General features: G+C 50.5%; 19 protein-coding genes and 1 tRNA gene. 15 read left to right on the top strand and 5 right to left on the bottom strand.

What is annotated here, in order from left to right; all coding sequences use genetic code 11:
* Window positions 1–4: 4 nt before the first annotated feature.
* The 6 genes from nuoL to yaaA all read left to right on the top strand — a co-directional run bounded on the left by nuoL (window position 5) and on the right by yaaA (window position 7,049).
* Window positions 5–2,002 carry an NADH-quinone oxidoreductase subunit L gene (nuoL, locus tag NQD60_RS06355; RefSeq protein WP_257100117.1) on the top strand — a complete coding sequence of 666 codons (1,998 nt, stop codon included), beginning with the start codon at window positions 5–7 and terminating at the stop codon, window positions 2,000–2,002.
* A 22-nt stretch (window positions 2,003–2,024) separates the two neighbouring features.
* Window positions 2,025–3,518 carry an NADH-quinone oxidoreductase subunit M gene (locus NQD60_RS06350; protein ID WP_257100116.1) on the top strand — a complete coding sequence of 498 codons (1,494 nt, stop codon included), beginning with the start codon at window positions 2,025–2,027 and terminating at the stop codon, window positions 3,516–3,518.
* A 9-nt stretch (window positions 3,519–3,527) separates the two neighbouring features.
* Complete coding sequence (gene nuoN, locus NQD60_RS06345; protein ID WP_257100115.1) at window positions 3,528–5,048, top strand: NADH-quinone oxidoreductase subunit NuoN; 1,521 nt, start codon at window positions 3,528–3,530, stop codon at window positions 5,046–5,048.
* A gap of 2 nt (window positions 5,049–5,050) precedes the next feature.
* Window positions 5,051–5,356 (top strand): DUF2818 family protein, encoded by a 306-nt coding sequence (locus NQD60_RS06340; protein ID WP_257101283.1) that lies wholly within the window; start codon window positions 5,051–5,053, stop codon window positions 5,354–5,356.
* A gap of 133 nt (window positions 5,357–5,489) precedes the next feature.
* Window positions 5,490–6,245: a Fic family protein gene (locus tag NQD60_RS06335; protein ID WP_257100114.1), complete on the top strand. Its 756-nt coding sequence runs from the start codon at window positions 5,490–5,492 to the stop codon at window positions 6,243–6,245.
* An 18-nt stretch (window positions 6,246–6,263) separates the two neighbouring features.
* Window positions 6,264–7,049 carry a peroxide stress protein YaaA gene (gene yaaA, locus NQD60_RS06330; protein WP_257100113.1) on the top strand — a complete coding sequence of 262 codons (786 nt, stop codon included), beginning with the start codon at window positions 6,264–6,266 and terminating at the stop codon, window positions 7,047–7,049.
* A 62-nt stretch (window positions 7,050–7,111) separates the two neighbouring features.
* On the opposite strand, the gene NQD60_RS06325 is transcribed toward yaaA, so the two are convergent.
* The 3 genes from NQD60_RS06325 to NQD60_RS06315 all read right to left on the bottom strand — a co-directional run bounded on the left by NQD60_RS06325 (window position 7,112) and on the right by NQD60_RS06315 (window position 8,320).
* Window positions 7,112–7,609 carry a BspC domain-containing protein gene (locus NQD60_RS06325; RefSeq protein WP_257100112.1) on the bottom strand — a complete coding sequence of 166 codons (498 nt, stop codon included), beginning with the start codon at window positions 7,607–7,609 and terminating at the stop codon, window positions 7,112–7,114.
* 47 nt (window positions 7,610–7,656) lie between these two features.
* Window positions 7,657–7,733: transfer RNA gene (locus NQD60_RS06320), tRNA-Pro, on the bottom strand.
* Window positions 7,734–7,771: 38 nt separating this feature from the next.
* Window positions 7,772–8,320 carry a hypothetical protein gene (locus NQD60_RS06315; protein ID WP_257100111.1) on the bottom strand — a complete coding sequence of 183 codons (549 nt, stop codon included), beginning with the start codon at window positions 8,318–8,320 and terminating at the stop codon, window positions 7,772–7,774.
* A gap of 199 nt (window positions 8,321–8,519) precedes the next feature.
* Between NQD60_RS06315 and rpsO the strand changes: the two genes are divergently transcribed.
* From rpsO to NQD60_RS06285, 6 genes are all read left to right on the top strand, one after another.
* Complete coding sequence (rpsO, locus tag NQD60_RS06310) at window positions 8,520–8,789, top strand: 30S ribosomal protein S15 (RefSeq protein WP_223691637.1); 270 nt, start codon at window positions 8,520–8,522, stop codon at window positions 8,787–8,789.
* A gap of 86 nt (window positions 8,790–8,875) precedes the next feature.
* Complete coding sequence (gene pnp / locus NQD60_RS06305; RefSeq protein WP_257100110.1) at window positions 8,876–11,035, top strand: polyribonucleotide nucleotidyltransferase; 2,160 nt, start codon at window positions 8,876–8,878, stop codon at window positions 11,033–11,035.
* An 18-nt stretch (window positions 11,036–11,053) separates the two neighbouring features.
* A complete protein-coding gene (locus NQD60_RS06300; protein ID WP_257100109.1) occupies window positions 11,054–12,058 on the top strand; it encodes an NAD(P)H-quinone oxidoreductase in 1,005 nt (334 codons plus the stop codon).
* 9 nt (window positions 12,059–12,067) lie between these two features.
* Window positions 12,068–12,838: a triose-phosphate isomerase gene (gene tpiA, locus NQD60_RS06295; protein ID WP_257100108.1), complete on the top strand. Its 771-nt coding sequence runs from the start codon at window positions 12,068–12,070 to the stop codon at window positions 12,836–12,838.
* A 47-nt stretch (window positions 12,839–12,885) separates the two neighbouring features.
* Window positions 12,886–13,248, top strand: a complete 363-nt coding sequence (gene secG, locus NQD60_RS06290) for a preprotein translocase subunit SecG (RefSeq protein ID WP_223691629.1) — start codon at window positions 12,886–12,888, stop codon at window positions 13,246–13,248.
* A 73-nt stretch (window positions 13,249–13,321) separates the two neighbouring features.
* Window positions 13,322–14,995, top strand: coding sequence for an NAD+ synthase (locus NQD60_RS06285; RefSeq protein ID WP_257101282.1), 1,674 nt, complete (start codon window positions 13,322–13,324; stop codon window positions 14,993–14,995).
* Window positions 14,996–15,002: 7 nt separating this feature from the next.
* Here the strand turns inward: NQD60_RS06285 and NQD60_RS06280 are convergent, their stop codons facing one another.
* Both NQD60_RS06280 and trxB read right to left on the bottom strand, forming a co-directional pair.
* The gene (locus NQD60_RS06280) at window positions 15,003–15,221 is read right to left on the bottom strand and encodes a DUF4351 domain-containing protein (protein WP_257100107.1); all 219 of its coding nucleotides are present in this window, start codon (window positions 15,219–15,221) and stop codon (window positions 15,003–15,005) included.
* A gap of 380 nt (window positions 15,222–15,601) precedes the next feature.
* Entirely contained in the window at window positions 15,602–16,561 is a 960-nt protein-coding gene (gene trxB, locus NQD60_RS06275; RefSeq protein ID WP_257100106.1) for a thioredoxin-disulfide reductase, read from the bottom strand.
* Between the two features lie 206 nt (window positions 16,562–16,767).
* Between trxB and NQD60_RS06270 the strand changes: the two genes are divergently transcribed.
* From NQD60_RS06270 to NQD60_RS06260, 3 genes are read left to right on the top strand one after another with little or no spacing between them, the layout of a single operon-like run.
* Complete coding sequence (locus NQD60_RS06270; protein ID WP_257100105.1) at window positions 16,768–19,137, top strand: DNA translocase FtsK; 2,370 nt, start codon at window positions 16,768–16,770, stop codon at window positions 19,135–19,137.
* Between the two features lie 12 nt (window positions 19,138–19,149).
* Entirely contained in the window at window positions 19,150–19,869 is a 720-nt protein-coding gene (gene lolA / locus NQD60_RS06265) for an outer membrane lipoprotein chaperone LolA (protein ID WP_257100104.1), read from the top strand.
* Window positions 19,870–19,917: 48 nt separating this feature from the next.
* Window positions 19,918–21,240, top strand: a complete 1,323-nt coding sequence (locus tag NQD60_RS06260; protein WP_257100103.1) for a replication-associated recombination protein A — start codon at window positions 19,918–19,920, stop codon at window positions 21,238–21,240.
* The last annotated feature ends 1 nt before the right edge of the window (window position 21,241 follow it).

The following is a 21,241-nucleotide window of genomic DNA, read 5'->3' as shown; positions in this document are numbered from 1 at the left end:
TCTAATGACAGCAACACTTGACTCTAATTTGCTGCTTGCAATTCCGCTAGCGCCGCTAGCGGGGGCTTTGCTCGCTGGGCTTTTTGGCAAAACCATCGGTCGCGCAGGCGCACACACGCTCACCATCGCCGGTGTCGCGATTGCCTTTGTGCTCTCGGCACTGACCTTATATGCGGTGATCGGCGGTGCCGGTTATAACGCAACCGTATACGAATGGATGCGTTTAGGCACGCTCAAATTTGAAATTGGTTTCTTAATTGATTCGTTAAGCGCATTGATGATGTGTGTGGTCAGCTTTGTCTCGCTGATGGTGCACGTTTATACGATTGGCTACATGCGGGATGACCCGGGCTACCAGCGGTTTTTCTCATATATTTCGCTGTTTACCTTCGCGATGCTGATGCTCGTGATGAGCAATAATTTTCTACAGCTTTTTTTCGGTTGGGAGGCAGTCGGGGTTGTGTCGTATTTGCTGATTGGTTTTTGGTACACCAAGCCAACCGCAATTTATGCCAATATGAAAGCGTTTCTGGTCAATCGGGTCGGCGATTTTGGTTTTATTCTTGGGATTGGCTTGCTATTTGCGTATGCGGGCTCGCTCAACTATGGCGATGTGTTTGCGCAACGCGAAGCGCTCGCCGCATTGACTTTCCCGGGTACTCAATGGGGCCTCTTAAGCGTCGCTTGCATTTGTCTTTTTATCGGCGCGATGGGCAAGTCCGCGCAATTTCCGCTGCATGTCTGGCTGCCTGATTCAATGGAAGGCCCAACGCCGATTTCGGCGCTGATTCACGCCGCCACCATGGTGACCGCGGGTATCTTTATGGTGGCGCGGATGTCGCCGGTGTTTGAATTAACCGACAGTGCGCTGTCGTTTGTGTTAATTATCGGCGCGATCACCACTTTGCTGATGGGGCTGCTTGGTCTGGTGCAAAACGATATCAAGCGGGTGGTCGCGTATTCGACGCTGTCACAACTGGGTTATATGACAGTTGCTTTGGGGGTGTCGGCGTATCCGGTGGCTATTTTTCACTTGATGACGCACGCATTTTTCAAAGCTTTGCTATTTCTGGCGGCAGGCTCGGTGATTATCGGCATGCATCATGAGCAAGATATGCGCTATATGGGTGGCTTGCGTAAAGCCATGCCAATCACTTGGCTGACCTCGCTGATTGGCTCGCTGGCATTAATTGGCACGCCGTTTTTCTCAGGTTTTTATTCAAAAGATTCAATTATTGAAGCGGTCAAATATTCAACTATTGCGGGCTCGAGCTTTGCCTATTTTGCCGTTGTGGCGAGTGTCTTTGTCACCGCCCTATATTCGTTCCGGATGATTTTTCTGGTGTTTTACGGTAAACAGCGCTTTAAGCACAGTCTGGATCATAGCCATAGTAGTCACGCGCATACGCCGCATGAATCGCCATGGGTGGTTACCGTGCCGTTGATGCTGCTTGCTATCCCCTCCGTCATCAGCGGCGCATTGGCGATTGGCCCGCTGCTCTACGGTCAATTTTTCGAGCACGGAGTGGCGTTTGAAAAAGTCATTTATATCGGCTCGAGTCACCTTGCGCTGCAGTCGATGGCGGCTGAGTACCATGGCTGGACTGCAATGGCGCTGCATGCGTTGACGACGTTACCGGTATGGCTGGCCTGCGCCGGGGTGGCGGTGGCATGGCTGGGTTATTTGCAGTACCCGGCTTTGCCGATAGCCATTAAGGCCCGTTGTAGCTGGCTTTATACGCTGTTTGAGAACAAATATTATCTGGACAAAATCAATCAAGCGGTCTTTGCGCGAGGCGCGCTCTTAATTGGCGCACGCTTTTCCCAAACCGGTGAGCGCAAAGTGATTGACGCCGCGGTGAATGGCAGTGCGCGCCTAGTCGGCTGGTTTGCAAGTGTGATGCGCTCTTTGCAATCCGGTTATATCTATCACTATGCATTCGCGATGATCGTTGGCATGCTAGCGCTGCTAACGCTGTTTGTCACGATTGGCGGTAAATAAGAAGCCAGAGACCCGTATCCAAATGCAACCTTTTCAATCTTTTCCGCTTCTCAGCCTAGCTATCGGCTTGCCGATTACCTTTGGCGTCTTGGTCTTGGCCAGCAGTGCCTACCTTAAACCTGCGCTGGTGCGCTGGCTGGCATTGCTCGGCGCGAGCCTGAGCTTTATCGTTACCTTACCCCTGATCACGCATTTTGATGCGCACACGGCGGCGCTGCAGTTTGTTGAGCGGGCCAATTGGATTGAGCGTTTTAATGTCTTGTACTACCTTGGCATTGATGGCATCTCACTGTGGTTTGTAGTGTTAACCGCCTTGATCACCGTGTTGGTGATCATTGCCAGTTGGACTTCAGTGACGCGGCATATTGCGCAATATCTGGCTGCCTTTTTGATTTTGTCTGGGTTAATGGTCGGGGTCTTTTGCGCCCAAGACGGCTTGCTGTTTTATGTGTTTTTTGAGGCAACCTTAATTCCGATGTATCTCATCATCGGTGTTTGGGGCGGTCCAAACCGTGTCTATGCCGCGTTTAAATTTTTCCTCTATACGCTCTTTGGCTCGTTGCTGATGCTGGTTGCGCTCCTGTATTTATACGCGCACTCGGGCAGCTTTGAGCTGGCTATTTGGCACCAGCTACCGTTAGCGATGCTGCCTCAGGTGTTGTTATTTGCTGCGTTTTTTATGGCCTTCGCCGTGAAGGTGCCAATGTGGCCAGTCCATACTTGGTTGCCTGATGCTCACGTTGAAGCGCCAACCGGCGGCTCGGTGGTGTTGGCGGCAGTGATGCTGAAGCTTGGCGCGTATGGTTTTCTGCGCTTCTCGCTGCCGATCGCGCCTGATGCGAGCCATCTGCTAGCGCCGGTGATGATTACCTTGTCGCTTATCGCTGTGATTTATATCGGCTTAGTGGCGTTAGTGCAAACCGATATGAAAAAGCTTGTCGCGTACTCATCGATTGCGCATATGGGCTTTGTGACGTTGGGTTTTTTCATTTTTGATGCGCTCGGCATGGAAGGTGCGCTAGTGCAGATGATTTCGCATGGTTTTGTATCCGGCGCGATGTTTTTATGCATTGGCATATTGTATGACCGTATGCATAGTCGCTTAATGGCGGATTACGGCGGGGTGGCGAATGTGATGCCAAAATTTGCCGCGTTCTCGATGTTATTTTCAATGGCGAATTGCGGTTTGCCAGGCACCTCGGGTTTTGTCGGTGAGTGGATGGTGATCTTAGCTGCGGTTCGTTTCAATTTCTGGATTGGCTTGCTGGCTGCCTTCACTTTGATCTTGGGCGCAGCCTACACCTTGTGGATGTATAAACGAGTGCAGTTTGGCGCGGTGGCTAACCAACAGGTCGCGCAGCTAAAAGATCTCAGCCGACGCGAGTTTTCAATGTTGTTTGTGCTGGCGGCGTTCGTCTTGGCGTTAGGGGTTTGGCCGAAACCATTAACCGAAGTGATGCATACCTCGGTCGCCAAGCTGCTGTCTCATGTTGCGCAGTCAAAACTTTCATCATAAGGCCACTGTATGCAAAATACCCATATGACCATGCTGTTGCCTGATGCCTTCTTATTGTTGGCAATTATACTTGCTTGGCTGAACGATATTGTCACGGGCGCCACGAATCTGGCCGGGCGTCGTGCAACGTATCTAGTTGCCGTCATTTCGTCGCTGCTCGCGGCCCTCGGTTATTTATTACTGGCTACCCATGGCCAATCACACTATTTTTTCGACAATATGTATGTGATTGATCCATTCGCTAATCTGATGAAGGCAGCCGTCACCGCAGGGTTTGCCATCGCACTGATTTATTCAAGAAAATACCTTGAGGAGCGTGGGCTTTTTCGGGGTGATTTTTATTTGCTAGCGATGTTTTCGTTGCTTGGGCAGTTGGTGATGATTTCGGGTCATAACTTTCTGATCCTGTATCTCGGGCTTGAATTAATGTCATTGTCACTGTATGCATTAATTGCACTACGCCCAGACACAACCGCTCTATTGACGCCAGCCACGCAATCGGTGCCTAAACTGGCCACCGAAGCGGCGATGAAATACTATGTACTTGGGGCGCTGGCTTCTGGTTTTTTGCTTTATGGCATCTCGATGTTGTATGGCGCAACCAGCTCGCTTGATTTAGACGAAGTGTTTCGGGCGATTGCCTCAGGTCGCATTAACTATACGGTATTGCTCTTCGGTGTCGTTTTTATTGTTGTAGGCATCGCTTTTAAGCTGGGTGCGGTGCCATTTCACATGTGGGTACCTGATGTCTATCAAGGCGCACCGACTGCGATGACATTATTAATTGGCGGTGGCCCAAAAGTGGCCGCTTTCGCCTGGGGACTGCGTTTATTGGTGATTGGCCTCTTGCCATTGGCGATTGATTGGCAGCAAATGCTGGTGATACTGGCCGCGCTTTCTTTAGTCATCGGCAATTTAGTGGGCATTGCGCAAAAAAATATCAAACGCATGCTAGCCTATTCAGCCATCTCAAATATGGGTTTTGTGCTGCTGGCTCTTTTGTCTGGTGTAGTGGGCGGCAAATTGGGTAATCTGGTCGGCGCGTATAGCTCGGCAACCTTTTATAGCATCATCTATTTATTGACTACGCTCGGCAGTTTTGGGGTAGTGATGTTGCTGGCGCGGCGTGATTTTGAGGTAGAGAGTATCGATGCATTTAAAGGGCTTAACCAACGCTCGCCGCTTTTTGCGTTGGTCATGCTGGTGATGATGTTCTCCCTTGCCGGTCTGCCGCCCACGGTAGGTTTTTATGCGAAATTTGCGGTGCTTGAAGCGGCGATGAATGCAGGTCTGACTTGGCTGGTGGTGCTGGCTGTGCTCTCCTCGCTATTGGGTGCCTTTTATTATTTACGGATTGTTAAGCTGATGTATTTTGATGCACCGCTTGATCAAACGCCTCTGGTGGCCTATACGGGTGCGCGCATGGTGCTGGTCGTAAATGGTTTTGCGTTATTAGCCTTGGGCCTGATGCCAGGGCCGTTAATGTCGCTTTGTATGCGTGTGCTCCAGCAAACCTTGCTGCTGCCCTAATGATGTCCGCAGCCGGCTGGTTTATCGTGGGATTGGCTGTGCTATTGGCTAATTTGCCGTTTCTGAATCAGCGGGTTTTGGGCTGCTTGCCCTTGCCCTGGGTACTCGCCGCCAAACGCAAGCGCATTGTCTGGCGATTGCTTGAGTTGCTGGTGTTTTATTTAGTTGTCGGCGCACTGAGCTTTTTGCTAGAAGCGCGGGCGGGGAATGTTTTTGCGCAGGGCTGGCCATTTTACACCGTGACCTTTTGTTTTTTTCTGGTGCTGGCTTTTCCGGGGTTTGTGTTTTGCTACCTCATGAAGCGCTGAAAAAATCGTGCTTGAGAAATAGCTCTATAGTAGCCTCATACAATACTTGAGTTGCCGATAGACTCAAGGCCAGAGTTGCGCTGATTGCTTAGATTCGTCGGTGTTGAACCCCATAAAGTATTATCATTTATACATGGAACTTTTTACTGAATTGGGCTTTTGCTGGGACCGGGAGAAAATCCCGCAGCAGATTCCGATTCATAGCCTTGAACGAGTCTGTTTCCGCTTTCATCGGATGCTGCCTGAATTCGTCTGGGACGCGGGCGTACTTGAAAGCAATCCTTTCACTTACCCTGAAGTCAAGACCTTGCTGGATGGCGTTACAGTGGGCGGCCGCCAGATTTCTGATCAAGCACAAATTCTTAATCTAGCTCAAAGTGCTAAGCGCTTGCTGGCAATGGTTAAAAACCTGCAATTTAGACTGGACAAAGCGAGTTTTTGTGAACTTCATAGTCTTGTGGCCTGCTATGAAGCCCTTGAATGGGGCCATTTTCGCGGCGAAGGGCACGAGATACGCTATACACCAAACGTAGGCTTAGGGGAACATGGCGATTACACGCCGCTGCCGACCGTGGCCGGAGCCGACAGGTTGCATAAAACTTTCATGCGTGGCGTTGCTGCGTTAAAAGAATATGTACGGCAGCCATTTGAACAGGCTGCGGGATTTTTCCTGTTCGGCGCTTTGCAGCAGTTTTTCTTCGACGGTAATAAGCGGACCTCTCGTTTCATGATGAATGGCATCTTAATGTCAAATGGTATTGATGCAATCAGCGTGCCTGCAGCTAAAGCGCAGGCATTTAATGAAAAGATGGTGCGCTTTTATTTGAGTCAAGATGCCACTGAGATGATGGCCTTCCTATGGGACTGTCATCCGCAGGCTGAATTTTAAAGAATCTTTATCGATCCGATGATCATCATCTTATCCCCAGCTAAATCGCTTGATTACAAAACCCCAGCGCCACTTGAGTACGCTACGCGATCCGATTTTGTTAAGGCGTCCACTGAATTGATTGAGGTGCTACGCACTTTATCCCCGGCCCAGATAGCAAGCTTAATGGGTATTTCAGATGAACTCGCGCACTTAAATTTTCAGCGCTATACGGATTGGTCACCGGCGTTTCCTGCGGCTCAATCGAAGCAAGCTGCGCTGGCTTTTAATGGTGATGTTTATGCTGGGCTTAACGCAGCAACGCTATCGACTGAAGCGCTGATGTGGGCACAAGATCGTTTACGGATCTTATCTGGCTTATATGGCGTACTGCGGCCACTGGATTTGATGCAGCCATATCGACTTGAAATGGGTACTCGCTTGTCCAATCCGCATGGCAAAGATTTATATGCTTTTTGGGGCGAAAGAATTACGCAAGCACTGAATACTCAATTAGCCGATACAATCCACAGTGCCTCCCCTATTGTGCTTAACCTTGCATCGGCTGAATATTTCAAGTCGATAAAACCTAAACAGCTGAAAGCGAGCGTGGTCACGCCAATCTTTGAAGACTGGAAAAATGGCCGTTATAAAATCATTAGCTTTTACGCCAAGCGAGCACGTGGTTTGATGGCGCGCTATGCCATTGTGAATCGTATTGATGAGGTGGCGCGCTTAAAGCATTTTGATGACGAAGGGTATCTGTTTGAGCCGCAAGCATCGGATGAATTCAACTGGGTGTTTAGGCGGTGTGCTGCGGCGTAAAGTAAATTTTGAAGTCGGTCACTCGGACACGATTAGCCGGATTTTATCTTAAGTTATTTGATTTAGCACGCAGATGGTTTGATTTGCCTTTGAGGTGGGCGCTTTACCCGGCGGAGTGTCTTACGCTTCGCGGGTGCTGGCTTGGGTTCGTTATAATCAAAGGCCATCAACTGGTTGGCCGAGTAACCACAGCGAAATTGCAAAACATCTGGCTTAGACCGTTCTGGTTTACGGTAGCCAACACCGGATATGAGCACCATTGTATCCACCTTAACCCGCTGTTTAGCGTTACCGAAGGCTTGATTCCAAGGCAAGATACTGGCCTGTCCAGTGTCTAACGCGCCATCAGGAAATTCAATCCGGGTGTAAAGTGGCAGCGTGGTTGCAACAAAGCGCGCATGGGCTGCGCAGTCTGCAACGAGAGGGCTAGCCTGCTGTTCAGCGATAAATTGCTTGACCAAATCAAGACGCCCGACATGCCAGTCAGCACGGCTTGGAAGCGGTAAGAGGAGCGTCAAGCAGCTCACCAGTAGCACAACAATCTGCATAAGCTGGCGCATCGTATTGATGAATGGTAGAGGTAATAAAAAAACTTATATGTAGTATGTGGTCGGGGCGACATGATTCGAACATGCGACCCTCTGATCCCAAATCAGATGCGCTACCAGGCTGCGCTACGCCCCGACGACAAGGCGAGATTCTATTAGATGTTGAGCGCTACGTCAAAAAAATCTGCGAAATAAATTTCGGTGGCCTGGATCATGCAGAGGATCTGGGGTTTGCTGCATGGAACGTAGGATGCCATTTGAGTCAAAATAAAAGTTGTAAAGCACGTACCACACGTCATTGTCCATATAGCGGTAGCTCCATACTTCGCGTTGCATGCGAGGGAAGTTGGCAATTTCTACGGGTTCGCCAAAATTGATTAAAACATCGTGCCGAGTCCATAGGCCAATTTGGGCTCGCTCAAACTCTCGCCCAGTTAACACTTGCCGCACCCGAGAAATTTTGCCATCGGCGTCTATATCGATAGCGGTTGTTGTTTCACCGAAAGGCTGAGAAGGCCACATCAGTCGTTTGCCACCATTGGGCAATTCATACATTTCACGCGGCTGGCCTAATTTTGCAATGGCGGAGGCTTGATCCAGGCCAAATTGCACGTTTTGCCAGGGCGCAGCGCAGGCAGCAAGGGTTGAGATGGCTGTAGCCGTGAGTGCGTTGCGTAGCCATGAGCCTGAGAAAAAGGATCGAAAGGTTAAATATATTTGCATGGCAATTAAAGGTTGATGGTATTTGCATGACAATCGGTTGCATATATTTGCATGACAAGCCCAAAACGAGAAGCGGCGAAACCAACTGTAGTATACTCACCCTTTGTATGGTAAAGAAAGTCCATACAGTTTTCAGTTGTTATGTTCGTCCACGGCACGGCCTTTCTTCCGTGACCGCTTGTTTTTATAAAGGAAAATTATGTCCGTTTTAGGTGAAAAAAAATCTGGAATTATCACGCAATTTGCTCGCGGGGATAAAGATACGGGCTCGCCCGAAGTGCAGGTTGCTTTATTGACGGCGCGCATTAATGAGTTGACCGTCCATTTCAAAGCCCACAAAAAAGATCATCATAGCCGCCGTGGCTTGCTGCAAATGGTCAGCCGCCGCCGTAGCTTGCTTAATTATTTGCAAAAGAAATCTCTCGAGCGTTATCAAGCGCTGATCCAAGCATTGGGTCTACGTAAGTAAATGCCGTATTGAGATCACATGCCTGTATCAGCCATATTGCTGATGCAGGCATTTTGCTTTTTGCGGCACACAAAATAAGGAATAGTATGTTGAAGAAGATTGTCAAAGAATTTCAGTGGGGACAGCATACCGTCCGTCTTGAAACGGGCGAAATAGCTCGTCAAGCCAGTGGCGCTGTCCTGGTCGATATGGATGAAACGGTTATTCTGGCAACGGTGGTTGGCGCAAAAAGCGCAAAGCCAGGTCAGAATTTTTTTCCATTGACGGTGGATTACATTGAAAAAACGTACGCAGCGGGTAAGATTCCGGGCAGTTTTTTTCGCCGCGAGGGACGTCCATCTGAAAGTGAAACACTGATCTCTCGCCTGATTGATCGGCCTTTGCGTCCGCTTTTTCCCGAGAATTTTTATAACGAAGTGCAAGTCGTGGTGCACGTCTTGTCAGTCAATCCAGAAGTGCCAACGGATATTCCAGCGCTGATTGGCGCGTCCGCTGCGTTAGCTGTTTCCGGGATTCCGTTTAATGGTCCGGTCGGTGCTGCGCGAGTCGCTTTTATTGACGGTCAATATGTGCTGAATCCGAGTCGCAGCCAGCTCAAAACCTCTGCCCTTGAGCTTATCGTAGCCGGCACTGAGCGAGCCGTATTAATGGTTGAGTCGGAAGCGGATCAATTGTCTGAAGAGGTTATGTTAGGCGCTGTGGTGTTTGGCCAAGAACAGATGCAAACGGCAATTGATGCGATCTATGACCTAGTGCGTGAAGGCGGACAACCAGAGTGGGATTGGCAGCCTGCGCCGAAAGATGAAGCATTGTTTAACCGGATTAGCGCGCTAGCGCTGAATGATCTGCAAGCGGCTTATCAGATACGCGAGAAATCAATGCGTAGCGAGCGGGTGCGCGTGATCTATGACGCGGTCAACAAACAGCTGGCAGAAGAGGCGCTCGCCGCGGGTGTGAAGGCGCTGGATGAAGTCGCGATTGGCAGTATGCTGTTTGATCTTGAGGCCGGTATCGTGCGTAGCCAAATCCTTGCGGGCGAGCCACGCATTGACGGGCGCGATACGCGCACGGTGCGCCCGATTACGATCCGCACGGGCGTTCTGCCTCGTACCCATGGTTCTGCGCTGTTTACTCGCGGCGAAACACAGGCGTTGGTAGTGGCGACTTTGGGTACTAAGGGCGATGAACAAACCATCGATGCGATTGATGGCGAATACCGCGACCGCTTTATGCTGCATTACAATATGCCACCTTTTGCCACTGGCGAAACAGGCCGAGTAGGCACTCCAAAACGGCGTGAAATTGGTCATGGCCGGCTTGCCAAACGTGCGCTTACTGCTTGTTTGCCCGATGCAAAAGACTTTGGCTACACCGTTCGCGTCGTTTCTGAAATTACCGAGTCGAATGGTTCGTCGTCAATGGCCTCTGTGTGCGGCGGTAGTCTTGCCCTAATGGATGCGGGCGTGCCTCTTAAGGCTCATGTGGCAGGTATTGCGATGGGGCTGATCCTAGAAGATAACCGTTTTGCGGTGCTCACCGATATCTTGGGTGATGAAGATCATCTCGGCGATATGGATTTCAAGGTGGCAGGTACGGAAACAGGCGTAACGGCCTTGCAAATGGATATCAAGATTGCTGGTATCACCAAAGAAATCATGCAAGTTGCGCTAGCTCAAGCAAAAGAAGGGCGCTTGCATATCCTTGGCAAGATGCAAGAAGCAGTAACCGGCGCGCGCACAGAGTTATCGTCATTTGCGCCACGCATGGTGACGCTTAAAATCAATCCAGACAAGATCCGCGATGTGATCGGCAAAGGTGGCTCGGTCATCCGCGCCCTCACTGAAGAAACGGGCACCACCATTGATATCTCTGAAGATGGAATGGTCACGATTGCGAGCACGAGCAGCGAAGGCATTGCTGAAGCTAAGCGCCGCATTGAAAATATTACGGTGGATGTTACCGTTGGCCAAATCTATGAAGGCACGGTGCTTAAACTGCTTGATTTCGGTGCGATTGTGAATATTTTGCCAGGGCGTGATGGTCTGCTGCATATTTCTGAAATCGCTAACGAGCGGATTAAAGAGGTGAGCGATCGCTTGAAAGAAGGGCAAACGGTAGAAGTCAAAGTGATTCAGACCGATGAAAAAGGCCGGGTACGGTTGTCTGCTAAAGCCGTGATCAATGACAGAAACCCTGTCATGGAAGAGGCGAGCCCAACCTTGGAGCCGATGGATCCAATCCGTTAGGCCTGGCTTTTTCTTGCTATGCGAGCAATCGCAATCACGACCTATGGTGCGCCAGAGGTCTTGCAACAGGTCGAGTGTGCTCGGCCTGTTTTGCAGCCGGGCGAAGTATTGATTCGGGTCAGCGCCGCCGGCGTGAATCGTCCAGATTTGCTGCAGCGCGCAGGCCACTATGCACCGCCGCCAGGCGCCTCTGAGCTGCCTGGCTTGGAGGTTGCAGGCGAGATTGTCGAAGGCGATTTGCAGCATGTAGATAACCGTTGGCAGCTCAAAAAAGGCGACCGTGTTTGCGCTTTGCTGCAAGGAGGCGGTTACGCCGAATTCGCGGCAGCACCTGTAGCGCAATGTTTGCCAGTGCCTGTTGGCTGGTCAGAACTTGAGGCGGCTTCATTACCCGAGACTTACTTCACGGTTTGGAGTAATCTGTTTGATCGCGCGCAACTAGGCGCGACTGAGCGTGGCCAAGATGAAACTCTATTGGTACAAGGTGGCTCAAGCGGCATTGGTGTAGCGGCGATTCAACTCGCGCATGCATTCGGTCACCGTGTTTTTGCCACGGCCGGTAGCGATGCCAAATGCCGTGCTTGCGAAAGCCTTGGCGCACAACGGGCAATCAATTACAAAACCGAAGATTTTGTGGCGGTGACCTCTGCGCTGACGGCTGGACGAGGGGTTGATGTGATTCTCGATATGGTTGGAGGGGATTACATTGCGCGCGAATTGAAAGCCTTGGCGCCAGATGGACGGCTTGCCTTGATTGCGTTTTTGGGGGGCGCCAAAGCTAGCATTAATCTGGCTGAGATGCTGACCAAGCGCTTGACCCTAACGGGGTCGACGCTACGTTCACGCTCAACCCGTTGCAAAGCGCAGATCGCCGTGAAGCTGAAAGAACGTGTATGGCCGCTGCTAGAAATGGGTAAAATTCGGCCCGTTATTGACCGAGTTTTCCCGCTGGCAGAGGCAGCTAGTGCACACGCTTGGATGGAAGAAGGGCACCATATTGGAAAAATTATGTTGGCATGGTAATCCTGCTTTATGACAAATTCAAAACTTAAGACTAAACTCATCGTCGGTAATTGGAAGATGCATGGCAGCTTAGCTGGCAATGCGCTTCTATTGAACGCACTGGCAGCAGGCGCGGCCGAACTTAACGTGTCGACTCGGGCTGCCGTATGCGTACCATTTCCCTATCTCGCGCAAGCACAAACCCTGTTGCAGCAAAGCTGCGTGGCTTGGGGCGCACAGGATATCTCGCTTCATCCAGCCGGCGCTTATACGGGCGAAGTGGCGGGGCCAATGGTTGCCGAGTTTGGCGCCAGCTTCGTGATTGTTGGGCATTCGGAGCGGCGCTTATATCATCAAGAAAGCAACGAGCAAGTGGCGATTAAAGCAAAGCGCGCCCTCGAAGCTGGCTTGACGCCTATTATTTGTGTGGGTGAAACATTGGCTGAGCGTGAAGCCGGACAAACGGAGCAGGTGATTGGCAAGCAGTTGCAGGTTGTGCTCACGACGTTAACGGTTGCCCAAGCCGAGCGGATTGTGCTTGCCTATGAGCCCGTCTGGGCGATTGGCACAGGCAAGAGTGCAAGTGTGTCAGAGGTCGGTTCGGTGCACCTGTTTTTGCGCCGCGTATTGGCTGCGGTGGATGCTAAACTTGCTCATGCTTTAGTGCTGTACGGAGGGAGTATGAAGCCGGACAATGCGCGCGCACTATTGGCTGAGCCAGGCGTTGACGGTGGCCTAGTGGGGGGCGCATCGTTACAAGCTGAAGATTTTCTTGCGATTTGCAAAGCGGCTGCAGTTTAAGCGTTCGCAACTATTTCTGAACACGTTTTACAGATTAAGGTGAATAAATGTTGGTATTAAAAAATTTGATTGTCGTCGCACAATTTTTATCTGCGTTGGGAATTATTGGCTTAGTGCTGTTGCAACGCGGAAAAGGCGCTGATATGGGCGCGGCATTTGGCAGTGGTTCATCCGGCAGTCTTTTTGGCGCAACCGGTGCGGCGAATTTCTTGTCTCGCACAACAGCGATATTGGCGGTGATTTTCTTTGTCTCTACGCTTAGCCTGACCTTTATTGGTTCGCAAAAACCTAAATCCTCAGCGGGCGTATTGGAAGGTGTCGTTACCTCCGTACCGGTTGGGACGCATTCGGGCAAAGCTTCTTTGCCGCCGGCAAGTACGCCAGCGCCAGGTCAAGATGTGCCAAAGTGAAATTAAGATTAAGGTAAAAAAACCATAGGCTGATCCTTGACCGAGCAGGGCGAGCTAATTAATTACTTTCTATATAAAAATGCGTATTGCCCTTGCTCAAATCAATGTAACCGTTGGCGACTTTGTTGGTAATCTAGCGGCTATTGTGGCTGCTGCCCGTGACGCTTATCAACTAGGTGCTCGTTTAGTGGTGATGCCAGAGTTGGTTCTATCTGGCTATCCGCCTGAAGATTTGCTGTTGCGGCCATCATTTTATGCCGCAAGCGCTACTGCCCTAACGCAACTTGCCTCTGAGTTAAGTGTCTTCAAAGGGCTGCATGTAGTCGTCGGCCACCCCCATCGGATTGATGCTCATGCAAATCGGCCACTTAAATCTAACGTGCCGCCGAGCGATACCTTTAATGCGGCCTCAGTTTTGCTAGATGGCCGTGTGCTTGGCACGTATCTCAAGCAAGAGCTCCCTAATACCGAGGTGTTTGACGAAAGGCGCTATTTTGCGACAGACCCAAAGCCCTATGTCTTTGAACTGGATGGCGTACGTTGCGCAATCCTGATTTGTGAAGATATTTGGTATCCGGCAGCAGCGCGAGAGGCAAAAGCTGCAGGTGCACAGCTTTTGCTTGTACCCAATGGTTCACCCTATCACCTCGGTAAGGATAACCTGCGTATAGATATAGTACGTGCGCGCATCCGTGAAAGCGGGTTGCCGATCGTTTACGTGAACAATATCGGGGCGCAAGATGAGCTGGTGTTTGATGGTGGCTCTTTTGTGTGTAATGCGCAAGGGGAATGTGTCGCCCGCATGCCGCAATTTGAAGCCGGCATTGCATTGGTTGAGTTCGATGGAGCAACGCCACAACCTAGCAAAATTGCGCCTGAATCTTCTCTAGAAGCGCAAGTCTATGCAGCATTGGTCGTTGGCGTGCGTGATTATGTAGAGAAGAACAGTTTCCCTGGCGTGCTGATTGGCCTTTCAGGCGGGGTTGATTCGGCGTTGGTATTGGCTATTGCATGCGATGCGCTGGGGCCTGAGCGTGTTCGTGCAGTCATGATGCCATCATGCTATACCGCTGATATCTCAATTGCCGATGCACGCCAAATGGCTAGCAGTCTCAATATTCACTATGACGAAATCGAGATCGCCTCAGTATTCGATACGTTCCGTTTATCACTTGCTAAAGTCTTCGATGGACTGGCCGAAGATACGACAGAAGAAAATATCCAGGCCCGCATCCGCGGTACTTTATTGATGGCGTTGTCGAATAAATCAGGCTCGATTGTGCTCACAACGGGCAACAAGAGCGAAATGGCAGTCGGGTACTGCACTTTATATGGCGATATGGCAGGTGGCTTTGCGGTGATTAAAGATATCGCCAAGACTTTAGTCTACCGGCTATGCCGCTACCGGAACACGAGCGATGCTTTTGTGCTTAAGCACATTATTCCTGAGCGTATCCTAACGCGTGCACCTTCTGCTGAGCTACGCGCGAATCAAACCGATCAAGACAGCCTACCGCCTTACGAAGTTCTAGATGCCATTATGCAGCAATATATGGAAGAGGGTCGTTCGGGCGCTGACATTGTGGCAGCTGGATTTAAGCCAGAAGATGTCGCGCGCATCACCCGGCTTATCAAGCTAAGCGAGTACAAACGGCGTCAAGCACCGATTGGTCTGCGCATTACTTCACGTGCCTTCGGGCGTGACTGGCGCTATCCGATTACCTCACGCTTTAACGAAGTATTGTGAATGTCTTTCAAAAAACTTCGTCAAGCGTTTGAGCAGAGAAAATACGTTTGCCCCATTGGCATAAAGTATTCACATTCGCTGTATTGAGGCGCTGTTGATAGGGTTCGGTTAAAGTACCAAACTTACTTTCTAGCAGAGTTTTCAATAAAGTAGATTGGCCTTGCTGTATACCTTCTTCAAGACCTTGCTCTCTGCCGATACGCTCTACACTCGTTATATATCGCACGTTATGTTCTCCTTCCAGTTGTTTGATTGAACTATTGTAGCGAATTTCAAACTCTTTGGGTAAAGTTAATACCCCATCTTTGTCATCGGAATTTTTTGGAAATAGAGCGAGTGAATAATTCCTATACTGTATTCGCTCCGCCTTTGTTTTGATATATATCAAAAGTCATAAGATGTGGTCGTGTGCTTGCGGGCGGCGGTAAATATTTTAATTCTATGCCGCACCATTAATTCTCAATCTCGCCTCCATTTTTGGGGGCCCCGCATTTTGTCGGCATAAGATACAGGATTAAAAAGGGTCAGGGGTGATTTTGGACGAAATCTAAGTCACCGGTTTTGCCGCTGCTGCTCAACAGGCAGAGCTTGGCTCAGAAAATCATCTTACTTATCCGTGAGACTTTCAAGATACCGCTGTGCGTCAAGCGCAGCCATGCAGCCAGTGCCGGCACTGGTAATCGCTTGCCGGTAGATCGAATCTTGTACATCGCCTGCAGCGAAAACTCCCGCCACGCTGGTGGCTGTTGCATTGCCTACGAGTCCAGCGCGTGTCAGGATATAACCATTTTTCATCTCGAGTTGTTCAGCGAAAATATCGGTATTAGGTTTATGGCCAATGGCAATAAACACGCCTTGCAAGGGGATGTCCGTGCTTTGATTGGTTTGGGTGTGCTTGACACGAATGCCTGTTACGCCGGTAGCATCGCCTTGCACCCCATCCAGCACATGATCCCATTTGATTTCGACTATGCCGGCCTTTTCTTTGGCCAGCAGCCGGTCAATGAGAATAGGCTCAGCGCGGAACGCGTTGCGGCGGTGAATCACGGTGACTTTTTTTGCGATTTGGGCGAGATACAACGCTTCTTCGACAGCGGTGTTGCCACCCCCAATGACCGCAACGTCTTGTTGCTTGTAGAAAAAGCCATCACAGGTGGCGCAGGCGGAGACGCCTTTGCCCATAAAGGCTTCTTCAGACGGCAAGCCAAGATATTGGGCGGAAGCGCCGGTTGCAATAATCAATGCATCGCAGGTGTACTCGTTGCTCTCGCCAATCAGACGTAGAGGCCGTTCATCAAGCTTTGCCGTATGAATATAATCAAACACAATTTCGGTATTAAAGCGCTGAGCGTGCTCAAGAAAGCGCTCCATTAATTCTGGACCTTGTACGCCCTGGGCGTCGGCGGGCCAGTTTTCGACCTCTGTGGTGGTCGTTAATTGGCCGCCTTGTGCCAGGCCGGTAATGAGCATTGGCGACAAGTTAGCGCGCGCCGCATAGACGGCAGCCGTATAACCGGCTGGACCGGAGCCTAGGATGAGAACTTTTGCATGTTTTGTGGATGACATATCAAGGACGAAAAATTTAGGATCTAAGCACCAAATAGCATATTATATGTTTGTTTAGGCGTGCGGGTTTGAGCTATCGTGCGCGTTCATGACTGTAAAGCGCCGTATCAATGGTCGGCGCTGCGGTTCGCGTGTGACAGTTTAGGCTAAACTAGCTTAATTCACTGGGGCCTGTCCCTCGGGCAGCACATAGCACATATTGGTTCATGGCGAAATCTCCTTTCTCTTATAGCGCACAGGCGTTGCCGCGCAGGATCTCACACCTTGTTGTTGAAATTCGTTGGCTGCTGCAGCTTGCAGGTGTATTCTTTTTATTCATGGTGCTGCTTAGCTATAGCCCGCTTGATCCGAGCTGGACGCATGCGGTGCAAGCTAACGGTATTGCAAACTGGGGGGGGCGCGTAGGCGCATGGACGGCTGATATTTTGCTCTTGCTCTTCGGTTTTTCAGCCTATTGGTGGGCCGTATTGCTCGGGCGCCGCGTGGTATTGGGTTACTGGCGCATAGCGCCGGCCGATGGGCAAGCTGATGATCTAAGTAAGAGCCTGCCAGCCCGTGCTCGCCGTCCGGCAGACATACAGCAGGAACATGGGCTGCTGCAAGAGGGCAGTTGGCTGATTGAATTATTTTCTTTTGCTTTGATCTTGATTGCCAGTGTTGGCCTTGAGGCAATGCGGCTGTGGTCCTTATCAACTAGCTTGCCGCGTGCACCAGGTGGCGTCCTAGGCGATGCTGTGGCAGCGCAAGTATTGCACGCTTTGGGCTTCACGGGCGGCACGCTGGCCCTTTTGTTACTGCTGGCGATTGGGGTCTCCCTTTTCTTTCGTTTTTCTTGGTTAAATGTTGCTGAGCGCACTGGCGATGGGATCGTCGCCGCGCTGATGTTCATTCAAATGCACTATGAAGCACGACGTGATCGCAAAGTCGGCGAGGCTGCTGCGATACGCCGTGAAGGCAAGCTCGAACAGGACCGTGTGCGGGTTGAAGAACACGAGCCTGTGCGTATTGTGCCGGCAGCGAGCGCTGTAGTTAAATCTGAGCGGATTGAAAAAGAAAAGCAGCAAACGCTTTTCCATGACTTGCCTGATAGTATTTTGCCACCGCTTGCGTTGCTTGATGCACCTTTGGCTACACAAGAAACCGTGTCGGCCGACACGCTTGAATTTACTTCACGTTTGATCGAAAAAAAATTAAAGGATTTTGGAGTTGAAGTCAGCGTGATTGCGGCTTATCCAGGACCCGTTATTACCCGCTATGAAGTTGAGCCAGCTATCGGCGTGAAGGGTAGCCAGGTGGTTAACCTGGCGAAGGATTTAGCGCGTTCGCTCTCGTTAGTGTCAATTCGCGTGGTCGAGACCATCCCAGGCAAAAACTGTATGGGCCTTGAACTACCCAATTTACGCCGGCAAACAGTCCGCTTGTCTGAAATTTTAGGTTCCGAGGCCTATGCAGCCGCTGCTTCGATGCTGACCATTGCCCTAGGTAAAGATATCAGCGGCAAGCCGATCGTCGCTGATTTAGCCAAAATGCCGCATCTGCTGGTGGCAGGTACGACTGGATCGGGTAAATCGGTCGGCATTAACGCCATGATTTTATCGTTGCTTTATAAGGCAACGGCTGAGCAAGTTAGGATGATTTTGATCGATCCAAAGATGCTTGAGATGAGCGTTTACGATGGCGTGCCGCATCTGTTGTGTCCGGTGGTGATCGATATGCGGCAAGCAGGCCATGCCTTAAACTGGACGGTTGCTGAAATGGAGCGCCGTTATAAATTAATGAGTAAGCTTGGGGTGCGTAATCTCAGTGGTTATAACCATAAGCTTGATGAGGCGCACAAGCGCGAAGAAACCATCCCGAATCCATTTAGCCTAACGCCAGATATGCCCGAACCGCTTGAGCGGCTGCCACATATTGTCGTGGTGATTGATGAGTTGGCCGATCTCATGATGGTAGTGGGTAAAAAAGTCGAAGAATTGATCGCACGGATTGCCCAAAAAGCGAGAGCGGCAGGGATTCACCTAATTCTTGCGACGCAACGGCCATCGGTTGATGTCATCACCGGATTGATTAAAGCTAATGTGCCAACCCGCATTGCCTTTCAAGTTTCATCGAAAATTGACTCGCGCACAATCTTGGATCAGCAGGGCGCTGAATCGCTATTGGGCATGGGCGATATGCTTTATCTGCCGCCTGGCTCAGGTTTGCCGGTTCGTGTACATGGCGCTTTTGTTTCTGATGAAGAAGTGCATCGGGTGGTCGAAAAACTGAAACAGCAGGGCGAACCGAACTATATTGAAGGTATTCTAGAAGGAGGTAGCCATAGTGAGATTGATGAAGGACTGGGCAATACCAATGGCAGTGGGCAAAACGCTGAAGCCGATCCATTCTATGATCAAGCCGTTGAAATTGTCACCAAACACCGACGTGCCTCTATTTCGCTGGTACAGCGCCATTTGCGAATTGGCTATAATCGTGCAGCCCGGTTGCTTGAACAAATGGAGCAAGCAGGGTTAATATCGGCAATGGCAGCAAATGGCAACCGTGAAATTCTGGTGCCCAATCGTGACCCGAACTAGCAGAGGTAAGAGATGAAGCTTAAAACAGTAACTCTATTGAATTTTAGACTTTGGCTAACGAGAGGGCTAGCGGTCTCGGCGTTCGCAGCGGCAAGTCTTGCACCACCTGCGTACGCCGGTGGATCTACCTACACTAATGCGACTGAGCAGCTGAATAATTTTGTTGCGCAAGTGCAAACGGCAAAAGGCCGTTTTGTTCAGCGGCAGATTAAAACCGACCCAAAGAAGATGAAAGACCTCCCTGACCAGGGTACATGGCCGCAGGAAGAAAGTGGCAAAGCCAGTGGTTTTTTCTTATTCGAGCGGCCGGGTAAATTTATCTGGACTTATGAGGAGCCTTCCCGCCAAGTTCTGCAGTCTGATGGCGAATATTTTTATATCTACGATAAAGAGCTCAAGCAAGTCATCAAGCGTAAGCTTGACCGTATGCTAGGCGTCAGCCCAGCAGCGATTTTATTTGGCAGCAACGATCTTAATCAGAATTTCAGACTGCGCGATATTGGTAAACAAGCAGGGCTAGACTGGCTTGAACTCAAGCCGAAAGCGGCCGATACGCAATTTCAGCGTGTCATTATTGGATTTAGAGGCGGCAATCTCGAGGCTATGAAATTGTTTGATCTATTCGGCAATGTCACTTTATTGGTTTTTACGGATATGAAGAAAAACCCGACAGTGCCTCCTGATCGTTTCAAATTCACCGTACCGAAAGGCGTCGATGTGATTCAGGGATGAGCGTTAGCGTGTTTTCTCCCACGTCTTGCAAAAATAGAAAAGCGGCCCATGTTGTTTGCCGATGATTCTTCTCCAGCCGCACCGCTGGCTGAGCGGTTGCGGCCCAAAGTGATCGATGAGGTGATTGGCCAAAAGCATTTGCTTGGGCCAGGCAAGCCATTGCGGGTCGCCTTTGAGTTGGGCCAGCCGCATTCGATGATCTTATGGGGGCCGCCCGGCGTGGGCAAAACCACGCTTGCACGACTTATGGCAGATGCTTTTAAAGCCGAGTTTATTGCTCTTTCTGCCGTTTTAGCCGGGGTCAAAGAGATTCGAGAAGCGGTTGAAATGGCGCGTATGTATCAGGCGCATGGCCGTCAAACGCTGGTTTTTGTCGATGAAGTGCATCGCTTCAATAAAAGCCAGCAAGACGCATTTCTGCCACACGTTGAAGCGGGCCTGTTTATTTTTATCGGCGCTACCACTGAAAACCCGTCATTTGAGTTAAACAGCGCACTACTCTCGCGCGCAGCCGTTTATGTGCTCACTAGCCTTAACGCGAGTGAGTTAGAGGATTTGCTAAAGCGTGCAAGCGCTGCGCTTGGTGGTATTTCATTGACTGCACAGGCATGTGCAATATTAATTGAAACAGCCGATGGCGACGCTCGCAAGCTGTTGAATAATCTGGAAATCGCCGCCCACGCAGCAGTCCTTAAGCAGACAAATGAAATTGACGAAGCACTACTGGGCAGCGCGCTGGCAGAAAATCTGCGCCGCTTCGATAAAGGCGGCGAGGCTTTTTATGACCAAATTAGTGCACTCCATAAAGCGGTGCGCGGCAGCCATCCAGACGCAGCACTATATTGGCTTTGCCGTATGCTAGATGGTGGTACAGACCCGCATTATTTGGCGCGGCGAATCATTCGCATGGCTTGGGAGGATATCGGCCTGGCCGATCCACGTGCCGTGAGCATCGCGCTGGATGCGGCGCAGACCTATGAGCGGCTTGGTTCGCCAGAGGGTGAGCTCGCTCTGGCACAAGCCATCCTCTACCTTGCCGCAGCCCCAAAATCGAATGCTGGCTATTGCGCCTACAATGCAGCGCGCAAATTTGTGAGCAAAGACTCATCCCGTGCAGTCCCGATTCATCTGCGCAATGCTCCAACCAAGCTGATGAAAGAACTCGGCTACGGGCATGAATATCGCTATGCACATGATGAGCCGGATGCTTACGCGGCCGGAGAGCAATATTTGCCGGATGGCATCACTAACCCTAATTGGTATCAACCAACGCCCCGTGGCCTTGAAGCCAAGATTGCTGAAAAACTTAAGCGGCTAGATGAGCTTGATGTAGCTTGGCGCGCTGAACATGGCGTTAACCCAAAAACATAAG

This window comes from Mycoavidus sp. SF9855 (assembly GCF_024582735.1).
GTDB lineage: Bacteria > Pseudomonadota > Gammaproteobacteria > Burkholderiales > Burkholderiaceae > Mycoavidus.
The sequence above is the reverse complement of the archived record's forward strand: the minus strand, read 5'-3'. Positions and strand labels throughout refer to the sequence as shown.

What these genes read in the sequence shown, in the direction of transcription:
- nuoL (WP_257100117.1), top strand. Translation starts at nt 5, where the DNA reads ATGACAGCAACACTTGACTCTAATTTGCTGCTTGCAATTCCGCTAGCG.
- secG (WP_223691629.1), top strand. Translation starts at nt 12,886, where the DNA reads ATGTTGGTATTAAAAAATTTGATTGTCGTCGCACAATTTTTATCTGCG.
- NQD60_RS06300 (WP_257100109.1), top strand. Translation starts at nt 11,054, where the DNA reads ATGCGAGCAATCGCAATCACGACCTATGGTGCGCCAGAGGTCTTGCAA.
- NQD60_RS06350 (WP_257100116.1), top strand. Translation starts at nt 2,025, where the DNA reads ATGCAACCTTTTCAATCTTTTCCGCTTCTCAGCCTAGCTATCGGCTTG.
- NQD60_RS06270 (WP_257100105.1), top strand. Translation starts at nt 16,768, where the DNA reads ATGGCGAAATCTCCTTTCTCTTATAGCGCACAGGCGTTGCCGCGCAGG.
- NQD60_RS06325 (WP_257100112.1), bottom strand. Translation starts at nt 7,609, where the DNA reads ATGCGCCAGCTTATGCAGATTGTTGTGCTACTGGTGAGCTGCTTGACG.
- tpiA (WP_257100108.1), top strand. Translation starts at nt 12,068, where the DNA reads ATGACAAATTCAAAACTTAAGACTAAACTCATCGTCGGTAATTGGAAG.
- yaaA (WP_257100113.1), top strand. Translation starts at nt 6,264, where the DNA reads ATGATCATCATCTTATCCCCAGCTAAATCGCTTGATTACAAAACCCCA.
- NQD60_RS06335 (WP_257100114.1), top strand. Translation starts at nt 5,490, where the DNA reads ATGGAACTTTTTACTGAATTGGGCTTTTGCTGGGACCGGGAGAAAATC.
- NQD60_RS06260 (WP_257100103.1), top strand. Translation starts at nt 19,918, where the DNA reads ATGTTGTTTGCCGATGATTCTTCTCCAGCCGCACCGCTGGCTGAGCGG.
- NQD60_RS06340 (WP_257101283.1), top strand. Translation starts at nt 5,051, where the DNA reads ATGTCCGCAGCCGGCTGGTTTATCGTGGGATTGGCTGTGCTATTGGCT.
- trxB (WP_257100106.1), bottom strand. Translation starts at nt 16,561, where the DNA reads ATGTCATCCACAAAACATGCAAAAGTTCTCATCCTAGGCTCCGGTCCA.
- nuoN (WP_257100115.1), top strand. Translation starts at nt 3,528, where the DNA reads ATGCAAAATACCCATATGACCATGCTGTTGCCTGATGCCTTCTTATTG.
- rpsO (WP_223691637.1), top strand. Translation starts at nt 8,520, where the DNA reads ATGTCCGTTTTAGGTGAAAAAAAATCTGGAATTATCACGCAATTTGCT.
- lolA (WP_257100104.1), top strand. Translation starts at nt 19,150, where the DNA reads ATGAAGCTTAAAACAGTAACTCTATTGAATTTTAGACTTTGGCTAACG.
- pnp (WP_257100110.1), top strand. Translation starts at nt 8,876, where the DNA reads ATGTTGAAGAAGATTGTCAAAGAATTTCAGTGGGGACAGCATACCGTC.
- NQD60_RS06315 (WP_257100111.1), bottom strand. Translation starts at nt 8,320, where the DNA reads ATGCAAATATATTTAACCTTTCGATCCTTTTTCTCAGGCTCATGGCTA.